The organism is Micromonospora sp. NPDC048894 (assembly GCF_040649765.1).
Lineage (GTDB): Bacteria > Actinomycetota > Actinomycetes > Mycobacteriales > Micromonosporaceae > Micromonospora > Micromonospora antibiotica.
In genome coordinates this window covers 369,757-388,586 of the sequence record NZ_JBEZFY010000002.1, presented here as the reverse complement: position 1 = coordinate 388,586, position 18,830 = coordinate 369,757, and the positions used below count along the sequence as shown (strand labels likewise).

The following is an 18,830-nucleotide window of genomic DNA, read 5'->3' as shown; positions in this document are numbered from 1 at the left end:
ACCGGTGTGACACCACCGCGCTCGCCGCACCGGGCATGATCGAGTCGGCGCGTAGCATCGGGGCGGTGGAGTCCCGTCCCCGCGCACCGCGCCGGCCCCGCCGGGGTGCCGGCCTGACCGTCGGCCGGGTGTTCGGGGTGCCGCTGCACCTCAACCTGTCGATGCTGCTGCTCACCCTGCTGGTGACCGTCACCTATGCCGAGTTCGCCCGGGACCGCCTCGGGCTGTCCCCGCTCGGCGGCTACCTGATCGGTCTCGGCTTCGTGGTGTCGCTGCTCGGTTCCGTCCTGCTGCACGAACTGGGGCACGCGCTGACCGCCCGCCGCTACGGCATCGGTGTGCGCGGGATCACCCTGGAACTGCTCGGCGGCTACACCGAGATGGACCGGGACGCCCCCAACCCCCGGGTGGAGCTGCTGGTCGCCCTGGCCGGCCCGGCCGTCTCGGCGCTGCTCGGCGGGATCGCCGTGGCCGCCACGCTGGCCGCCCCCGACCACACCCTGGCCCACCAGCTCGCGCTGCAACTGGCACTGAGCAACGTCATCGTGGCCGTGTTCAACGTGCTGCCCGGCCTGCCCCTGGACGGCGGCCGGGCGCTGCGCGCCGTGCTGTGGCGGCTCACCCGGGACCGGCACCGGGCCACCGAGATCGCCGGCTGGGTCGGGCGGGCCGTCGCGGTGGCCACCGCCGGGCTGGTCGTGCTGCTCACCATCCAGCGGATCCTGGTGCCGCTGGCGTTGCCGCTGATGCTGCTGGTCGCGATCACCCTCTGGCGGGGCGCCGGCCAGTCGATCCGGTACGCCCGGATCAGCCGCCGGGTGCCGCTGCTCGACCTGGGCCGGCTGGCCCGCCCGGTCCACGCCGTACCCACCGGCACGCCACTGGCCGAGGCGCAGCGTCGGCACGCCGAGCAGGGCCCGCCCCGGTCCGCCCTCCTGGTCGTCGACGGCGCGGGCCGGCCCGTCGCCCTGGTCGACCCGGCGGCGGCGGACGCCGTACCGGTGGACCGTCGGCCCTGGTTGGGGGTGGACGCGGTGGCCCGGCCGCTGACCGCGCTGCCGACCCTGCCGCTCGGTCTCGACGGCGAGCGGCTGATGGCGGCCGTCCAGGCCCACCCGGGCGCACGGTACGTGGTGACGGCAGGCGAAGATGTGGTCGGCGTTCTGCACACCGCGGATCTCGCCCAGGTCCTCGAACCCACACGGAAGATGAACAGGTGACCGCAGCACATCCCCCCACCCTCCCGGCCCGCAACGGCACACCGACGCCCACCGCCCCAGCGGAGCTGCCCCCGGTGCACCGGGGACCGTTCCGCCCCGGTGACCGGGTGCAGCTGACCGACCCGAAGGGGAGGATGCACACCGTCACCCTGGAGCCCGGCAAGGAGTTCCACACCCACCGGGGCATCCTGGCGCACGACGCGTTGATCGGGCAGCCCGACGGCAGCGTGGTCAGCACCGCCGGCGGCGGGACGGCGTTCCTGGCGCTGCGTCCCCTGCTCTCGGACTACGTGCTGTCCATGCCGCGCGGCGCCCAGGTGATCTACCCGAAGGACTCGGCGCAGATCGTCGCCATGGGCGACGTCTTCCCCGGTGCCAAGGTGCTGGAGGCCGGTGCCGGCTCCGGGGCGCTGAGCTGCTCGCTGCTGCGCGCCGTCGGCACCGGCGGCGAGCTGCACTCCTACGAGGTGCGCGACGACTTCGCCCAGATCGCCCGGCGCAACGTGGAGGCGTTCTTCGGTGCGCCGCACCCGGCCTGGCGGTTGCACGTCGGCGACGTCGCCGACTGCCCGGAGACCGGGTTCGACCGGATCATCCTGGACATGCTCACCCCGTGGGAGACCCTGGACATGGTCGAGCGGGCGCTGCTGCCCGGCGGCGTGTTCATCGGCTACGTGGCGACCACCCCGCAGCTGTCCGAGCTGGTCGAGGCGCTGCGCGAGCGGGGCGGCTGGACCGAGCCGCGGGCCTGGGAGTCGCTGGTGCGCGACTGGCACGCCGAAGGGCTCGCCGTCCGCCCCGACCACCGGATGATCGCGCACACCGCGTTCCTGGTCTCCGCGCGTAAACTCGCTCCGGGTGTCACCGCCCCGCCGCGTCGCCGCAAGCCCAGCAAGGGCGCGGAGGCGTACGCCGAGCGCAAGCAGGCGCTGCGCGAGGCAGCGGCGGCCCGGGAGGCGGCGGCGCAGGCCACCGCAGCCGCGTCGGCCGCCGGAGCCGACGAGGTGGACCGGCCGTGACGGCGGAGCGGAGCAGCTGGGCGTGAACGGGCAGAACCCGACGGCCGGTGCGGGCCGACGGTGCGACCGCAGGGAGTGGGCATGAGTCGGCCGGGGTTCGGCGGCGGTGAACTGCCGGCCGTGTTCCCGGACTGGTCGCCGTACCAGGACCTGGAGTCGGCGGCGCGGGCCTACCTGCGTGACCCGGACATCGCCCTGGAGGCGCTCGGCGGGGTGCTGCGCGGCGCCTCGGTGCTCGGCTTCACCCTGGAACGCTTCGTCAACGAGGTCAACGGGGTATGGCAGGAGGTCGTCGTCTGCGACGGCAGCCGGCTGGTGCTCTGGCACGGCGAGGACGTGCCGCCGGGGGAGGGTCCCCCCGGGTCGATGACCTCGTCGCTGCGGGTGGTGCCGGTCTCCACCGTCACGGAGGTCGGCTGCCGACGCCGCTTGACCCGGGCCGACAACGGTGAGGTACGGGTCGACAGCATCGACGTCTACCTGCTGCTCACCTCACTGGACGAGGCCCCACCCGGCGACGAGATGGTCGGTGCGCCCCGGCACGACGCGCTGCGTTTCGGCAAGACCCTCGACGACGGCGGTGCCGGTCAGATCGCCCGGTTGGAGGAGTTCGCCCGGCTGGTCGCCTCGGTGGTCGGCCGTCCGCTGCTGTGACACCACCGCCGGGCCGGGACGACGGTCGCCCCGGCCGCTCCGCCGACCGGCCCGCCCCGCCGGGTGCCGGCTGGCCGGGTGGCGGTGCGTTCTGTCGGGAAGTGGTCAGTCGTCCGCGGCCTCGGGGCCGGCCACCTCGACGCCGTCGCTGCCGCGTACCACGTGGATGCAGTCACCCGGGCACTCCTTCGCGGAGTCGATCACTTCCAGCCGCAGGTGTTCCGGCACGTCGACCCGGCTGCCGGGGGCCAGCCGCAGCTCACCGTCGGTGCCCTTGACGTACGCCAGGCCGTCGACGTCGAACTCGAAGACCTCCGGCGCGTACTGCACGCAGAGCCCGTCACCCGTGCAGAGATCCTGGTCCACCCAGACCTGCAACTGGTCGGTCGCGACGTCACTCACCCGGCACCCCCCATGTTCTCCCGTCCCACCCCACGACGGTACCCGAACGGCCGGACCTGCCCCTCAGGCGTACCTTGGCGATCAAGGTTCAGTGACGAGGGCGTTGCGTGGGACCGAATCGGCCTCATAGCGGCTAGTGTTAGGGCAGAACGTTCAAGCCCCCCGGGGAGGTGGGACGTGGCACGCAGCGACGACGCGGACTCGCGCGCCGCACGGTGGGAGAAGGAGGCCCACGATCTCTCCACGCAGGTCGCGTTCCTTCAAGAGGAACTCGCTCTGGTGCGGCGCAAGTTGACCGAAAGCCCCCGACACGTCCGGCAGCTCGAAGAGCGGCTGGCGGCCACCCAGGCACAGTTGGCGCGGCTCACCGAGAACAACGACCGGCTCGTGAGCACCCTCAAAGAGGCTCGCGCGCAGATCGTGACGCTCAAGGAGGAGATCGACCGGCTGGCGCAGCCGCCGTCCGGCTACGGTGTCTTCCTCGCGCGACACGACGACGGCACGGTGGACATCTTCACCGGCGGACGCAAGCTCCGAGTAGCCGTCTCACCCTCACTGGACGCCGAGGAATTGCGGCGTGGCCAGGAGGTCCTGCTCAACGACGCGCTCAACATCGTCGACGCGTTCGGCTACGAGCGGGTCGGCGAGGTGGTGATGCTCAAGGAGATCCTCGCGGGTCCCGAGGGCAGCCCGGGCGACCGGGCGCTGGTGGTCTCGCACTCCGACGAGGAGCGCATCGTCCACCTGGCCGACACCCTGATCGGCACCGCGATCAGGGCCGGCGACTCGCTCATGATCGAGCCCCGCTCGGCGTACGCCTACGAGCGGATCCCGAAGAGCGAGGTCGAGGAGTTGGTGCTGGAGGAGGTGCCCGACGTCGACTACACCGACATCGGCGGCCTCCAGTCGCAGATCGAGCAGATCCGCGACGCGGTGGAGCTGCCCTTCCTGCACGCCGACCTGTTCCGCGAGCACCAGCTCCGGCCGCCGAAGGGCATCCTGCTCTACGGTCCGCCGGGCTGTGGCAAGACGCTCATCGCCAAGGCGGTGGCCAACTCGTTGGCCAAAAAGATCGCCGAGCGGCTGGGCAAGGACCGGCACACCAGCTTCTTCCTCAACATCAAGGGTCCGGAGCTGCTCAACAAGTACGTCGGTGAGACCGAGCGGCACATCCGGCTGATCTTCCAGCGGGCCCGGGAGAAGGCCGGGGAGGGCACCCCGGTCATCGTGTTCTTCGACGAGATGGACTCGATCTTCCGGACCCGTGGCTCCGGTGTCTCCTCCGACGTGGAGAACACCATCGTCCCGCAGCTGCTCAGCGAGATCGACGGTGTCGAGGGCCTGGAGAACGTCATCGTGATCGGCGCCTCCAACCGGGAGGACATGATCGATCCGGCCATCCTGCGCCCCGGCCGGCTCGACGTGAAGATCAAGATCGAGCGTCCGGACGCCGAGGCGGCCAAGGACATCTTCTCCAAGTACATCCTCGTCGGCCTGCCCCTGCACGCCGACGACCTGGCCGAGCACGGCGGCGAGCCCCAGGCCACCGTGGCCGCCATGATCGACGCGGTCGTGCTGCGGATGTACTCGGAAACCGAGGAGAACCGCTTCCTCGAGGTGACCTACGCCAACGGTGACAAGGAAGTCCTCTACTTCAAGGACTTCAACTCCGGCGCGATGATCCAGAACATCGTCGACCGGGGAAAGAAGATGGCGATCAAGGAGTTCCTCACCTCGGGGCGCAAGGGGCTGCGGTTGCAGCACCTGCTCGACGCCTGCGTCGACGAGTTCCGGGAGAACGAGGACCTGCCCAACACCACGAACCCGGACGACTGGGCCCGCATCTCCGGCAAGAAGGGCGAGCGGATCGTCTACATCCGCACGCTCGTCTCCGGCGGCAAGGGCACCGAGGCCGGCCGCTCCATCGAAACCGCCAGCAACACCGGCCAGTACCTCTGACCGGCCGACCGGACGGGCCCGCGACGCGACGCGTCGCGGGCCCGCTCGTGTACGTCACCCACTGTTAACCGCACCACCCCGCGTCGGGTGGGTGGAATGCCGGCCGCGTCGCTAGACTTCCCCGACCGCGTAGTCGACTCCGAGGAACCGCGTGCCGCCCGAGCTCACCGTCGCCGATCCGCCGCTGTCCCCGGCGGTGGATCAGACACCCCCCACCGTCGCGCCGCGCCGGCCGGCCCGCCGTTGGCGGTGGATCCCGCTCCTGCTCGCCGCGCTGGTCGCCGCATGGGCCGTACCCCTCGCCGGACACGCCCTGCACCGGGACTGGCTCCTGCCCCCGGTCGTGCTGATCGCCACGGCCAGCCTGCTGCGCGGCGGCCGTACCCTGCTCGACCGGCTGATGCTCGCCCTGGGCCTGCTGCTCGGCCTGACCGCGATCGGTGGCCTGGTCTTCCCGGTCTGGCCCTGGGGGATGCGGCCGGTGCCGCTCACCGGGACCGCCCTCACCGGGCTCGTCCTCGCCGCCGCCGTGCTACGCCGCCGCCCCCGGTTGCCCCGGCCCGGCTGGGCCGACCTGTTCCCGCTGGCCGGCGCCGCCGCCATGGTGGTCTACCTGCGGCAACCCTGGCAGCGAGCCACCGACCTCGCCGACCGGCTCACCGTCCTCGGCGCGGGCGAGGACAACTGGCGGCACCTGGCGCTGTTCGACGCCATGGGCCGCCTCGACGGCTACACCTTCGTCGACCCGGCCGCCGCCCGGGAGCAGATCACCGCCCAGCTCATCTACTATCCGCAGGGCTGGCACCTGGTCACCGCCCTGCTCGACGGCTTCCTGACCCCCACCGGGCCGCGCGTCGACGCCCTCGTCGCCCACTACTTCGGCTGGACCATCGCCGGCTTCGGACTGTTCACCCTCGTGCTGATCTGGGCAGCCCAACGGCTGGCCGGCCCGATCCACCTGCTGCACCGCACGGTGCTGACCGTGGTCGTCGGCGCGCTGGTGCTCGGCACCCAGCTGCCCCGCCTGCTCAACGCCGGCTACCCCACCGAGGTGCTCGGGCTGACCCTGACCGTCCTGATCGCCACCCTGGTCGCCCGGCCCGTCCCCGGCACCCGGGAGCAGGTCGTGCTGCTGTGCGCCCTGCTCGCCGCCGTCGGGTTCACCTACTACCTCTTCCTGCCCGCCGCCGCCGTGCTGGTCCTGTGCTGGGTGCTCACCCACTGGCGGGAGGCACTGCGCCGGTGGTTCACCGTGCTGACCGTCGGCCTGGCCGGCGCCGCTCTCGCCCTGATCGCCCCGCTGCTCGGCGTGCTGCGGGCCGGGCAGACCGAGGCGCTGGTCATCGGCTCGTCCCAGGCCGTCGAGGGCTGGCGGGCGCTGATCTGGCTCGGCGGCATCGTCGGGGTGGCCCTGCTCGTCCAGGTCGCCCGCGCCGATCCGGCCTGGCGGCGCTGGCTGCTGGTCTGCGTCGTCGGCGCGGCCCTGCCGCTGACCATCGCGCAGATCAACACCGACGCCGGGGTGACCCCGGGCTACTACTTCGTCAAGGGCACCCACCTGGCCACCGCGTTGCTCATCGTCGGCACCGCCGGGGTGGTCCGGTTACTGCCGGTGCCCCGGCCCGCCCTGAGTTGGCGGGGGGCCGGCAGCACCACGGCGGGGGTGCTGGCCGCCGCACTCACCATGACGGTCGCGGTGGCGCTCTGCGGGGTCACCGGCTGGCACCGCAGCCTGCTCGTGGTCGACGAGCAGACCTGGGCGCAGCGGTGGGTCCACCAGGACCTCGCCCTGCCGTCCAGAGTGGCCTGGGTGTGCGCCGACGCCCAACAGCGCTATCCCGAGGTGCCGGGCACCACCACCCTGGTCATCGACCGGGGGCCGATGCGGTCCTACCTGATCTCGCTGTGCCTGTCGGCCCTGCACGGCACCACGGCGGCCACCGATCCGGGCATCTACAGCCTGCCGTTCCTCGAACCGGACCGCACCGACATCATCGTCCGCCGGGTGGCCGGCCCCGTCCGGTTCATCACCTCCGACCCCAAGGGCGAACGTCGGGTACACCGGATGCTGCGCGACGAGCCCGCCTTGCGGCACCGGCTCAGCTGGGTGCCGTTGACGGTCCCCGAGTGCGACGTGGCCCCCTCCGACGAGCCGCCCCCGCCCACCCTGGAGACCGCCACTCCCGACCCGGCCGAAGCGGCGTGCCCCCTTCCCCGGTGAGGCGGACTACGCTCGACATGACGGCGGACCGGGTGAGGCGAGCGAAGCGGGTAGGTCGATGAGCGTCAGAAGGATCATGGGCACCGAGGTCGAGTACGGGATCTCCGTGCCCGGCCAGGCCGGAGCCAACCCGATGGTCACCTCGTCCCAGGTGGTCAACGCGTACGGCGCGCGCCCGGAACTCAACCGTGGCGGCCGGGCCCGCTGGGACTACGAGGAGGAGTCGCCGCTGCGCGACGCCCGGGGGTTCACCTACTCCGGGGCCGCCTACGACCCGGCGGAGGCGCTCGCCGACGAGGACCTCGGCCTGGCCAACGTGATACTCACCAACGGCGCCCGGCTCTACGTCGACCACGCACACCCGGAATACTCCACCCCCGAGGTGACCAACCCCCTCGACGTGGTGCGGTGGGACAAGGCGGGGGAGCGGGTGATGGCCGAGGCGGCCCGGCGGGCGGCCACCATCCCCGGCACCCAGCCGATCCACCTCTACAAGAACAACACCGACAACAAGGGCGCCAGCTACGGCGCGCACGAGAACTACCTGATGCGGCGGCAGACCCCGTTCGCCGACATCGTGGCGTACCTGACGCCGTTCTTCGTCACCCGGCAGATCGTCTGCGGCGCGGGCCGGGTCGGCATCGGGCAGGACGGCGGCCAGAGCGGCTTCCAGATCTCCCAGCGGGCGGACTTCTTCGAGGTCGAGGTGGGGTTGGAGACCACCCTCAAGCGGCCGATCATCAACACCCGCGACGAGCCGCACGCCGACGCCGACAAGTACCGCCGATTGCACGTCATCATCGGCGACGCCAACCTGTCGGAGATCTCCACCTACCTCAAGGTGGGCACCACCGCGCTGATCCTGACCATGATCGAGGAGAAGGCGCTCGGTGCCGACCTGGGCATCGCCGACCCGGTCGCCGAGCTGCGCGCGGTCAGCCACGACCCGTCGCTGACCCACCGGATGCGGTTGCGCGACGGCCGTCGGCTGACCGCCCTGGACCTGCAGTGGGCCTACTACGAGCGGGTGCGTTCCTTCGTGGAGGAGCGGTACGGCGCGGACGCCGACGCGCAGACCCTGGACGTGCTGGAGCGCTGGGAGCAGGTGCTGGACCGGCTGGGCCGCGACGTGTTCCTCTGCGCCGACGAGCTGGACTGGGTGGCCAAGCTGCGGCTGCTGGAGGGTTACCGGGAGCGGGAGAAGCTGGGCTGGGGCTCGCACAAGCTTCAGCTGGTCGACCTGCAGTATTCCGACGTCCGGCCGGAGAAGGGTCTCTACCACCGGCTGGTGACCCGGGGCTCGATGAAGACCCTGCTGGACGACGAGCAGACCCGCCGGGCGATGACCGAGCCGCCGGAGGACACCCGGGCCTACTTCCGGGGCCGCTGCCTGGCCCAGTACGCCTCCGAGGTGGTGGCGGCGAGCTGGGACTCGGTGATCTTCGACGTGGGTCGGGAGTCGCTGGTGCGGGTGCCGATGATGGAGCCGGAGCGGGGCACCCGCCAGCACGTCGGAGCGCTGTTCGACAGGTGCGACACCGCCAAGGATCTGCTGGAGACGCTGACCGGCGGCTGAGTCGACGCGGTGACGGCGGCCCGTCGTGCGTCGGATGCCGGCGCGCGACGGGCTTTTCGTCGTCTCCGCGAGGTAAGTTCATCGCAGACGATCGTGGAGGAGGCAGCGAGATGGCTTCACAAGAGGGCGGTCAGACCCAGTCGGGCAAGTCGCACCAGGCCGAGGAGATCGACGACGTCACCACCGAGGTCAATCCCGAGGTCGCCGAGCGGCACGCCGAGATCACCGAGGACGTCGACGACCTGCTCGACGAGATCGACTCGGTCCTGGAGGAGAACGCCGAGGAATTTGTCAGGGGTTATGTGCAGAAAGGGGGCGAATAGGGCATAAACGTTTAAATCGGACATGCCTGATCCGCTCGATGATCGAGAGGGATACCGTCGTTGCCGGGACTGCGATGAGTGGAAGCCGCTCGATGAGTTCTGCGCGAACAGCCGTCGGCCAGATGGCCGGGGTAGCTATTGCAAGCCTTGCTTCAACCTGCGTTCCAAGGTGAGCTATGCCAAGCGGACGAGAGAGAAGCATGGCCGGGAGGTTCGCCAACCACCTATGGTTCCGGATGGCCACCGTCGCTGCCCGACGTGTGGTGAGACGAAGGCGCTCGACGACTTTCCCCGTAACCGGTCGGGGCGTGGCGGCTACGGCCGATACTGCAAGCCCTGCCACAACGAGAAGGGTAAAGAGAGCAAGCTCCGGTTGCACGGCGGGTCTCGCGAGTACCACCTACGTCGCCGCTACGGGATCGGCGAGAAGGAGTTCCAGGAGCTGCTCGCCGAGCAGGGCGGCGTCTGTGCCGTCTGCGGGGTGGAAGATCCTCAACATGTGGACCACGATCACCGCACCGGATGGGTGCGCGGGATACTCTGCTTCAACTGCAACGGTGGTCTTGGCCAGTTCCGTGACAGTCCCACGAGGCTGGCCAGGGCGATCACGTACCTGAGAGGAACCACGTGGCAGCGGGCTTTGATCCATCCGGGCGTCTACCAGATGTGTTCACCAACGCGGGGACGTCCTCCTTCACGACCTTCCTGAGTCGGGTGGCCCCCGAGATGCTGCCCGGCCGACGGCCGCTACCGCCGGGCATGGCCGCCGACCTGGCGCCGCACGCCACCACCATCGTGGCCATCTCGGCCGTCGGTGGTGTGGTGCTGGCCGGCGACCGACGGGCCACCATGGGCAACCTGATCGCGCAGCGCGACATCGAGAAGGTGCACCCCGCCGACGCGTACTCGCTGGTCGGCATCGCCGGCACGGCGGGCATCGGCATCGAGCTGATGCGACTGTTCCAGGTGGAGCTGGAGCACTACGAGAAGATCGAGGGCGCGATGCTCTCCCTCGACGGCAAGGCCAACCGGCTCGCCTCGATGATCCGGGGCAACCTCGGCGCGGCCATGCAGGGGCTGGCGGTCGTGCCGCTCTTCGCCGGCTTCGACCTGGCCGCCCGGGACCCGGCCCGCGCCGGGCGGATCTTCAGCTTCGACGTCACCGGCGGCCCCTACGAGGAGACCGGCTACGACGCGATCGGCTCCGGTTCGCTCTTCGCCAAGTCCGCGCTCAAGAAGCGGTACCGCGCCGGCGTGTCGATCGACGACGCGACCCGGCTCGCCGTCGAGGCGCTCTACGACGCCGCCGACGACGACACGGCCACCGGCGGGCCGGACCTGACCCGGCGGATCTACCCGGTGGTGATGACGGCGACCGCCGAGGGCACCCGCCGGCTCACCGAGGCCGAGACGGCCACCATCGCCGAGGCCGTCGTCGCCGGGCGGATGGAGAACCCGGGCGGCTGACGCCGTCCCACCCCCCACCAGCCCCAGTCGTCAGCACAGTGCCAGAAGGAGAACCGCCGCCGTGGCCATGCAGTTCTACGCCTCGCCCGAGCAGATCATGCGCGACCGCTCCGAGCTGGCCCGCAAGGGCATCGCCCGGGGGCGCAGCGCGGTGGTCCTGAGTTACACCGGCGGGGTGCTCTTCGTCGCGGAGAACCTCTCCAGCGCCCTGCACAAGGTCAGTGAGATCTACGACCGGATCGGCTTCGCCGCCGTCGGCCGGTACAACGAGTTCGAGAACCTGCGCCGCGCCGGGGTGCGGATGGCCGACCTCAACGGCCTGAGCTACGACCGGCGTGACGTGACCGGCCGGGCCCTGGCCAACGCGTTCGCGCAGACCCTGGGCGCGATCTTCACCGAGCAGTCCAAGCCGTTCGAGGTGGAGATCTGCGTGGCGCAGGTCGGTGCCACGGTCGAGGAGGACGAGCTGTACCGGCTCACCTACGACGGTTCGGTCAACGACGAGCCGGGCCGGATGGCGATGGGCGGTCAGGCCGAGGCGATCACCGGCGTGCTCAAGGCCGAGCACCGCCCCGACCTGTCGCTCAGCGAGGCGGTCAGGGTGGCGATGAAGGCGCTGAGCAGCGTCGGCGGCGAGGGCGGCGCGGCCCGGACGATCGCCCCCAACCAGCTCGAGGTGGCGGTCCTGGACCGTGCCCGGGTGGGGCGTACCTTCCGACGGATCACCGGCGCGGCGCTGACCGCGCTGCTGGAGGGTGACGCGGCGGGTGACGCCGCGCCGGCCGACAGCCAGGCCAAGACCCCGACGGTGCCGACCGAGGCGGCGCACAAGCCCACCACGTCGGCGGGCTCGGCCGACCTGGAGGGCCAGCCCCAGGAGAAGCCGGAAGCGTGACGGCGACACGCGCAGGGGCCGGGGTGCACACCCCGGCCCCTGCGCGTGGGTGCCATCCGCCGCAGTCCGTGTCGACCCACCCGCCGCCGGTGTCCTGCGGCACGGCGGCGGCGTGACGGTCAGGCCCTGCGCAGCAGCGGCCTGGCCAGGGCCCAGTAGCCGGCGGCGATGACGTTGAAGATGCTCATCCCGGGCGGCGACTCGACGTTCGACGGGTCGACCTTGGCGGTCATCAGCTCGGCGATGACGCCGTCGGGGACCATCCGCTCCTGCTGGAGCTGGCGACGCCGGGCCCGCACCCAGGCCCGGTTGGTCCACAGCCAACCCCAGCCGCGCGCCTTCTCCCGGCTCCAGCCGCCGAGCAGCGCGGCCACCAGCATCGCCGCCTCGGTCAGCAGCAGCATCGGGGCGAGCACCACCAGCGTCCGCGTCTCGTACGCGGTGAGCAGCGAGATCAGGCGGTTGCGTTCCAGCAGGTAGTGCTTGAGCTTGTTGCGGGAGAACTCGTAGTGGTGCACCACCACGGCGTCCGGGACGTACTCCTGGCGTAGTCCGCGCTGCCACAACCGCAGGCTGATCTCGGTGTCCTCGTGGTAGGCGAAGTACTCGGCGGCGAAGCCGTCCAGCTCCCGCCAGAGCGCCCGGTTGATCATGAAGCAGCAGCCGCTGATCGACGGCACGGTGGTCCGCCGGGCGTGCGCGCTGGCGGGCTGGCCGTTGCCGCCGGCCCAGGACAGCCCGATGTAGTGCAGCGGGTTGCCGGAGGTGTTGATCAGGTCGGGGTTCTCGGCGAGCCGGATCGAGGCCATCACCGCGCCCACGCCCGGCTCACCGGCCACCGCCACCGTCCGGGCCAGCGCGTCGGGGGCGACGACGGCGTCGGAGTTGACGAAGGCCAGCCACTCACCGGTGGCCTCGGCGGCGCCGACCCGGCAGCCGCCGGAGTAGCCGGTGTTCTCCTCCGGCCGGACCACCCGTACCCCGGCGAAGCCCTTGACCACGTCGATGCCGTCACCGGTGCAGCCGTTGTCGACCACGATCAGCTCGATCTCGACGTCGGTGCTGGCCAGCACGGCGCGGGCGGCGTCGACCAGGTAGGGCTCGGCACCGTAGGCGAGCATCACCGCGGACACCTGGGGGCGGGACATCTACAGACCTCCGGAGACGCCGGTGGCCACCACGTCGTCGAGCGGCCGGCCGGGGGTGGGGGTGGCCGGGCGGGCACCCCGGCGCAGCAGCAGGACGGCCATGGTGGCGGCCACCACGACGGAGCCGACGGCGTAGGCCAGTTCGACGCGGAGCGCGACGGGGGCCGGGACGGCCGTGACGGCGAGCAGGGCGGCCACCCCGATCGTCCACGACACGGCCTGGGCGCGGTGCCGGTCGAGGGCGAGCAGCGCCTGCCCGAGCACCATCGCCCACAGGTAGGCGAGGGTGCCGACGGCCAGCCAGGCGAAGTCGCCGTGGCCGAGCACGCCGGGGGCGTCGAAGAGCCGGTGCACCAGCCACGGGCCGAGCGCCACCGCGCCGATCGCCCCGGCGACACCGAGGGCGGTGACCACGCCGAGCGCCCGGCGCAGCAGGCGGTGGAAAGCGACCACGTCGCCGGTGGTGGCGGTGGTGGCCAGGCCGGGCAGCAGCGACGCCTGCATCGAGCCGAAGACGAACAGCGGGATCCGGACCAGCACCAGGGCGGAGAGCAGCGCACCGGCGGTCGCCACGTCGGCCGGGTCGAGCAGCCGGACGTTGATCACGCCGATGTTGACCACGACCTGGGAGAGCAGGCTGGAGACGGTGAGCAGGCCGAGGCCGCGCAGCAGGGTGCCCCAGGCCACCGGGAGGCCGCCGCCGACGGCCCGCAGTACCGGCGGGAGGGTCACCAGCACCGACAGCAGCGGGGCGACGACCAGCACCGCGCCGTACCAGACCGGGTCGGTGACGCCGCTGACGCCGAGGCCGGCGACCAGCGCGATGCGTACCCCGCCGTCGACGCCGAGCTGGGTGCCGTACCAGGGGAAGAGTTGAAGGCCGGACAGCACGCCCCGGGTGGTGTACGCGACGGCCATCGCGACCAGCGCGCCGATCAGCACGGCGACCATCGTGTCGTCGCCGGCGAAGAGCCGGTCGGTGAGCGCCTGGCGCCCGACGAGGGTGGCCACGACCAGCACCGCCAGCACGGCGGCGGCGACGGTGGCTCCCCGGGCCAGCACCGGGCCGGGGGGCAGCCCCTGGCTGCGGCGGGCGGCGACGACCCGGGCCACCTCCTGCTCGACGGGGATGAACACGCCGATGCCGAGGGTGAACACGATCGACCAGAGCACCGACAGTGAGGAGTAGTCGGCGCGGTCGAGGGCGTGTCCGGCGACCGCGAGGTGCACGTAGGAGGCGAGCCCGAGCAGGGCGAGCCCGCCTCCGACGGCGACGGTGCCGGGCGGGACGAGATGGAGCAGCCGCCGCATCACCGGCGGATGAGCGCCAGCGTGAGCACCGCGAAGGCCCGACCCAGGTAGATCATCGCCTTGGCGGGGGAGTGGCTGGGGGTGCCGGCCATCCGTTTGCGCATGGCCACCGGCACCTGACGGATGCGGTAGCCGCGCCGGGCGGTGTGCACCAGGGTCTCCACCGTGTCGCCGAGGTACTCCGCCGGGTACCAGCCGGCGAACATCTCGATGACCCGCCGGTTGGCGGCCCGGAACCCGGACGTGGTGTCGGTCAGCCGGGTCTTGGCCACCCGGGAGAGCACCCCGGACAGCATGACCATCGCCCAGCGGCGGGGCCCGCGCACCGAGTAGTCGCCCTCACCGGCGAACCGGGCGCCGATGACCAGGTCGTTGTCGTCGAGCAGGTCGACCAGCTTGGGCACGTACCGGGGGTCGTGCTGGCCGTCGGCGTCGATCTGGATCGCCACGTCGTAGTCGTTGTCCCGGGCGTAGCGGTAGCCGAGCCGCATCGCCCCGCCCACCCCGAGGTTGTACGGCAGCTTCGCGACCCGGGCCCCGGCGGCGGCGGCCACGGCGGCGGTGCGGTCGGTGGAGCCGTCGTCGACCACCAACACGTCGACGCCGGGCAGTTCGCCCCGGACCTCGCCGACCACGTCGGCGATCGACCCGGACTCGTTGAGCGCCGGGATGATGATCAGGACACGCTTGCCGTTAACCATCGTGGGACACCAGTTCGTCTCGGTTGGCTGCGGTGAGCTGCGCGTCCTGGGCGAGCCGGGCGGCGCGTTCCGCGTCGATCTGCGCGCGGAGCAGGGCGAAGTCCTCGGCCAGGGTGCGGGTCTCCTCCTCCAGCGCGCTGACCTCCCAGCTCAGGTGCACGCAGACCAGCAGCAGGAAGACGATGCCGAGGAACAGCACGAGGCTGACGCCGGAGACCACGCCGAAGAAGCCGGCCACGTTGTCGAGCAGCCGGGGGAACAGCGACAACGGGATGACGATGACCAGCACGCCGAGCCAGAGCATGCCGTACTTCTCGCGGAGCTGCCGGCGGCGCAGCAGCTCGACGATGGTGGCGAGCAGGATCAGGCCGGTCAGACCGGTGACGAGGGTGAGCTTCATGCGACCTTCCACGGGGTGGGTGCAGTCGGGGAGGCGAAGGCGTCGGACAGCGCGTCGTGCCAGTCCGGCAGCGGGGGCAGGCCGGCCTCGGCCCACCGGTCGTGCCCTAGCACACTGTACGCGGGTCGCGCGGCCGGACGCGGAAACCGGTCGCTGGTGGTGGGTCGGACCCGGTTGGGGTCGAGCCCGGCCAGCGTGAAGGCGGCGCGGGCCAGCCCGTACCAGGTGGTCTGGCCGGTGCAGGTGCCGTGGTAGGTGCCGGCGGGGGCCCGGTCGGCCAGGGCCGCGTCGGCGAGTGCGACCAGCCGGGTGGCCAGCGCGTACGACCAGGTGGGTTGGCCGTGCTGGTCGTCGACCACGTCGAGGTGTTCCCGGGTGGCGGCCAGGCCGAGCATGGTGGTGACGAAGTTGCGCCCGTGTGCCCCGTAGAGCCAGGCGGTCCGCACCAGGTAGCCGGTTTCGGGGAGGAATCGGACCACTGCCCGCTCCCCGGCGAGCTTGCTGCGGCCGTACGCGTTGATCGGGTCGGTGGGGGCGTCCTCGGCGTAGGGGGTGTCGGCGTCACCGGCGAAGACGTAGTCGGTGGAGACGTGCAGCAGCCGCGCGCCGTGCCCGGCGCAGGCGCGGGCCAGGTGGGCCACCCCGTCGCCGTTGATCGCGGTGGCCGCCGCCTCGTCCCGCTCGGCGCCGTCGACGTCGGTCCACGCGGCGGCGTTGAGCACCACGTCGTGCCCGGCGACCGCGGCCCGGACCGCCTCGGCGTCGGTGATGTCGAGGTCGGTGCGGGTGGCGGCGGTCACCTTGAGGTCGCTGCGGGTGGCCAGCACGGTGAGCAGGTCCCGGCCGAGCATGCCGCCCGCGCCGGTGACGAGTACCCGGGTCATGCGGCAGGCGCCGTCTTCAGCGGCTCCCACCAGGCCCGGTTGTCCCGGTACCAGGCGACGGTCTGGGCCAGGCCCTCGTCGAGGCCGATGCTCGGGGCGTACCCCAGCTCGGTGTTGATCTTGCTGATGTCCAGCGAGTAGCGGCGGTCGTGGCCCTTGCGGTCGGTCACCGGGACGACCCGGTCCCAGCCGGCGTCGCACGCCTCCAGCAGCCGCCCGGTCAGCTCCTTGTTGCTCAGCTCGGTGCCGCCGCCGATGTGGTAGACCTCACCGGCGCGGCCGGCGTGCGCCACCATCGCGATGCCCCGGCAGTGGTCGTGCACGTGCAGCCAGTCACGCACGTTGCCGCCGTCGCCGTAGAGCGGCACCGTGCCGCCGTCGAGCAGGTTGGTCACGAACAACGGGACGACCTTCTCCGGGAACTGGTACGGCCCGTAGTTGTTGGAGCAGCGGGTCACCACCACGTCCATCCCGTGGGTCCGGTGGTAGGCCAGCGCCAGCAGGTCGGACCCGGCCTTCGAGGCCGAGTACGGCGAGTTCGGGGCCAGCGGCCAGGTCTCCGTCCAGGAGCCGGAGTCGATCGAGCCGTACACCTCGTCGGTGGAGACGTGCACGAACCGGCCGGTGCCGTGCCGCAGCGCGGCGTCCAGCAGGGTCTGGGTGCCCAGCACGTTGGTGGTGACGAACGGGGCGGCCCCGGCGATCGACCGGTCGACGTGCGACTCGGCGGCGAAGTGCACGATCACGTCCTGGCCGGCGACGACCTCGTCGACCGTCGCCGGGTCGCAGATGTCGCCCCGGACGAACCGCAGCCGGGGGTCCTCGCGCACCGGGGCGAGGTTGTCCAGGTTGCCGGAGTAGGTCAGCTTGTCCAGCACGGTCACCGTCGCGGGTTCGACCGCGGGCACGCCGGACTCGTCACCGCCGGGCACACCCAGCAGCATCCGTACGTACTCCGACCCGATGAATCCGGCTCCGCCGGTGACGAGAATCCTCACGGGGACGGAAGTGTACGCGCATCGGCCCGCCGACCCGGGGACCGTGACCCCGGTGTCCGGTTCGCGCCGGTCCCGGTAGGCTCCCCCGGTGCGTGGAATCCTTCTCGCTGGTGGCACCGGGTCCCGGCTGTGGCCGATCACCCGCGCGGTGTCCAAGCAACTGATGCCGATCTTCGACAAGCCGATGGTCTACTACCCGCTGTCGACGCTGGTGATGTCCGGGGTACGGGAGATCCTGGTGATCACCACCCCGGAGGACCAGGACCAGTTCCAGCGGCTGCTCGGCGACGGCAGCCAGTGGGGGCTGCGGCTGGAGTACGTCGCCCAGGCCCGCCCGGACGGCATCGCGCAGGCGTTCGTGCTCGGCGCGGACTTCATCGGCGACGACTCGGTGGCGCTGGTGCTGGGCGACAACATCTTCCACGGCGTCGGCCTCGGCCGGCAGCTGGCCGACAACGGCGACCTGGTCGGCGGGCGGGTCTTCGCCTACCCGGTCGCCAACCCCGAGGCGTACGGGGTGGTCGACTTCGACGCCGACGGCCGGGTGCTGTCGATCGAGGAGAAGCCGGCCCGGCCGAAGTCCCGCTACGCGGTGCCGGGCCTGTACTTCTACGACAACCGGGTGGTCGAGATCGCCGGCAACCTCACCCCGAGCGCCCGGGGCGAGTTGGAGATCACCGCGGTCAACGAGGCGTACCGGCGGGCCGGTGAGCTGTCGGTGACCGTGCTGGACCGGGGCACCGCCTGGCTGGACACCGGCACCTTCACCTCGATGATGCAGGCCGGCGAGTTCGTCCGGGTGATCGAGGAACGGCAGGGTATGAAGATCGGCTGCGTCGAGGAGGTCTGCTGGCGGGCCGGCCTGCTCGACGACGAGCAGCTGCGCGCCCTGGCCGAGCCGCTGACCAAGAGCGGCTACGGTGACTACCTGCTGGGCCTGCTGGCCGACAAGCACGACGAGGCGGTGCTGCGCGCGGCCCAGTCGGTAACGGAGGGGGTGCGGTGAAGATTCGCCCGCTGAGCATCGAGGGCGCCTGGGAGGTCACCCCGCAGCAGCACGGTGACCCGCGCGGCCTGTTCATGGAGTGGTACCGGTTCGACCAGCTCGCCGAGGCGGTGGGGCACCCGCTGCGGCTGGCCCAGGCCAACCTGTCGATCTCCGGCCGGGGTGTGGTGCGCGGCATCCACTTCGCCGACGTCCCGCCCGGCCAGGCCAAGTACGTCACCTGCGTCCGGGGCGCGGTGCTCGACGTGGTGGTGGACCTGCGCACCGGTTCGCCGACCTTCGGCCGCTGGGAGGGCGTCCGGTTGGACGACACCGACCGGCGGGCGGTCTATCTGGCCGAGGGGCTGGGGCACGGTTTCTGCGCGTTGAGCGACGACGCGACCCTGACCTACCTCTGCTCGACCACCTACAACCCGACCGGCGAACACGCCGTGCACCCGCTCGACCCGGAGTTGGGCATCGAGTGGCCGGCCGAGGTGCCGCAACTGTCCGCCCGCGACGCGGCGGCGCCGACGTTGGCGCAGGTCCGCGCGGCGGGGCCGCTGCCGGACTACGCCGCCTGCCGGGCGTTCGTGGCCGGGCTGGGGCCGGACGGAATGTCGTACTCGGACGGGATCTGAGCGACCGAAGCACACTACCTGTGCTG

At 71.7% G+C, this 18,830-nt stretch carries 19 protein-coding genes; 12 read left to right on the top strand and 7 right to left on the bottom strand.

Annotated elements, in window-relative coordinates:
• Positions 1-65 precede the first annotated feature (65 nt).
• The 3 genes from AB0C22_RS05610 (at position 66) to AB0C22_RS05600 (ending at position 2,893) form a co-directional block, all read left to right on the top strand.
• Positions 66-1,220 (top strand): site-2 protease family protein, encoded by a 1,155-nt coding sequence (locus AB0C22_RS05610; protein WP_308290713.1) that lies wholly within the window; start codon positions 66-68, stop codon positions 1,218-1,220.
• A 65-nt stretch (positions 1,221-1,285) separates the two neighbouring features.
• Positions 1,286-2,239 (top strand): tRNA (adenine-N1)-methyltransferase, encoded by a 954-nt coding sequence (locus AB0C22_RS05605; protein ID WP_219469942.1) that lies wholly within the window; start codon positions 1,286-1,288, stop codon positions 2,237-2,239.
• An 81-nt stretch (positions 2,240-2,320) separates the two neighbouring features.
• Complete coding sequence (locus tag AB0C22_RS05600) at positions 2,321-2,893, top strand: hypothetical protein (RefSeq protein ID WP_091239677.1); 573 nt, start codon at positions 2,321-2,323, stop codon at positions 2,891-2,893.
• Between the two features lie 105 nt (positions 2,894-2,998).
• Here AB0C22_RS05600 and AB0C22_RS05595 read toward each other — a convergent pair whose 3' ends face one another.
• Positions 2,999-3,295, bottom strand: coding sequence for a ferredoxin (locus AB0C22_RS05595; protein WP_208566160.1), 297 nt, complete (start codon positions 3,293-3,295; stop codon positions 2,999-3,001).
• A gap of 177 nt (positions 3,296-3,472) precedes the next feature.
• Here AB0C22_RS05595 and arc point away from each other — a divergent pair, with 177 nt between their 5' ends.
• From arc to prcA, 7 genes are all read left to right on the top strand, one after another.
• Entirely contained in the window at positions 3,473-5,254 is a 1,782-nt protein-coding gene (gene arc, locus AB0C22_RS05590) for a proteasome ATPase (protein WP_208566159.1), read from the top strand.
• Positions 5,255-5,405: 151 nt separating this feature from the next.
• A complete protein-coding gene (locus AB0C22_RS05585; protein WP_357533677.1) occupies positions 5,406-7,475 on the top strand; it encodes a hypothetical protein in 2,070 nt (689 codons plus the stop codon).
• A gap of 58 nt (positions 7,476-7,533) precedes the next feature.
• Positions 7,534-9,051, top strand: a complete 1,518-nt coding sequence (gene dop / locus AB0C22_RS05580) for a depupylase/deamidase Dop (RefSeq protein WP_357017429.1) — start codon at positions 7,534-7,536, stop codon at positions 9,049-9,051.
• Between the two features lie 110 nt (positions 9,052-9,161).
• Positions 9,162-9,374, top strand: coding sequence for a ubiquitin-like protein Pup (locus AB0C22_RS05575; protein ID WP_204924405.1), 213 nt, complete (start codon positions 9,162-9,164; stop codon positions 9,372-9,374).
• A gap of 22 nt (positions 9,375-9,396) precedes the next feature.
• Positions 9,397-10,083 (top strand): endonuclease VII domain-containing protein, encoded by a 687-nt coding sequence (locus AB0C22_RS05570; RefSeq protein ID WP_357533675.1) that lies wholly within the window; start codon positions 9,397-9,399, stop codon positions 10,081-10,083.
• Positions 10,002-10,841 (top strand): proteasome subunit beta, encoded by an 840-nt coding sequence (gene prcB, locus AB0C22_RS05565; protein ID WP_357533673.1) that lies wholly within the window; start codon positions 10,002-10,004, stop codon positions 10,839-10,841. Before AB0C22_RS05570 ends, prcB begins: the two co-directional genes overlap by 82 nt.
• A gap of 61 nt (positions 10,842-10,902) precedes the next feature.
• The gene (prcA, locus tag AB0C22_RS05560; protein WP_357533671.1) at positions 10,903-11,736 is read left to right on the top strand and encodes a proteasome subunit alpha; all 834 of its coding nucleotides are present in this window, start codon (positions 10,903-10,905) and stop codon (positions 11,734-11,736) included.
• Between the two features lie 119 nt (positions 11,737-11,855).
• Here the strand turns inward: prcA and AB0C22_RS05555 are convergent, their stop codons facing one another.
• From AB0C22_RS05555 to rfbB, 6 genes are read right to left on the bottom strand one after another with little or no spacing between them, the layout of a single operon-like run.
• Positions 11,856-12,884, bottom strand: a complete 1,029-nt coding sequence (locus tag AB0C22_RS05555; protein WP_357533669.1) for a glycosyltransferase family 2 protein — start codon at positions 12,882-12,884, stop codon at positions 11,856-11,858.
• Entirely contained in the window at positions 12,885-14,195 is a 1,311-nt protein-coding gene (locus tag AB0C22_RS05550) for a polysaccharide biosynthesis protein (RefSeq protein ID WP_357533667.1), read from the bottom strand. It lies immediately after the preceding gene.
• Positions 14,195-14,896 (bottom strand): glycosyltransferase family 2 protein, encoded by a 702-nt coding sequence (locus AB0C22_RS05545; protein WP_145920205.1) that lies wholly within the window; start codon positions 14,894-14,896, stop codon positions 14,195-14,197. Before AB0C22_RS05545 ends, AB0C22_RS05550 begins: the two co-directional genes overlap by 1 nt.
• On the bottom strand, positions 14,889-15,296 hold the full coding sequence (locus AB0C22_RS05540) for a DUF2304 family protein (protein ID WP_244251851.1): 408 nt from the start codon (positions 15,294-15,296) through the stop codon (positions 14,889-14,891). The genes AB0C22_RS05545 and AB0C22_RS05540 overlap by 8 nt, the downstream gene beginning before the upstream one ends.
• Positions 15,293-16,180, bottom strand: coding sequence for a dTDP-4-dehydrorhamnose reductase (gene rfbD, locus AB0C22_RS05535; RefSeq protein WP_357533665.1), 888 nt, complete (start codon positions 16,178-16,180; stop codon positions 15,293-15,295). The genes AB0C22_RS05540 and rfbD overlap by 4 nt, the downstream gene beginning before the upstream one ends.
• The gene (gene rfbB, locus AB0C22_RS05530) at positions 16,177-17,178 is read right to left on the bottom strand and encodes a dTDP-glucose 4,6-dehydratase (RefSeq protein WP_357533663.1); all 1,002 of its coding nucleotides are present in this window, start codon (positions 17,176-17,178) and stop codon (positions 16,177-16,179) included. Before rfbB ends, rfbD begins: the two co-directional genes overlap by 4 nt.
• Positions 17,179-17,266: 88 nt before the next feature.
• Between rfbB and rfbA the strand changes: the two genes are divergently transcribed.
• Together rfbA and rfbC are read left to right on the top strand one after the other, a co-directional pair.
• Complete coding sequence (gene rfbA, locus AB0C22_RS05525; protein ID WP_208566150.1) at positions 17,267-18,184, top strand: glucose-1-phosphate thymidylyltransferase RfbA; 918 nt, start codon at positions 17,267-17,269, stop codon at positions 18,182-18,184.
• Positions 18,181-18,804: a dTDP-4-dehydrorhamnose 3,5-epimerase gene (rfbC, locus tag AB0C22_RS05520; protein ID WP_357533660.1), complete on the top strand. Its 624-nt coding sequence runs from the start codon at positions 18,181-18,183 to the stop codon at positions 18,802-18,804. The genes rfbA and rfbC overlap by 4 nt, the downstream gene beginning before the upstream one ends.
• Positions 18,805-18,830 lie beyond the last annotated feature (26 nt).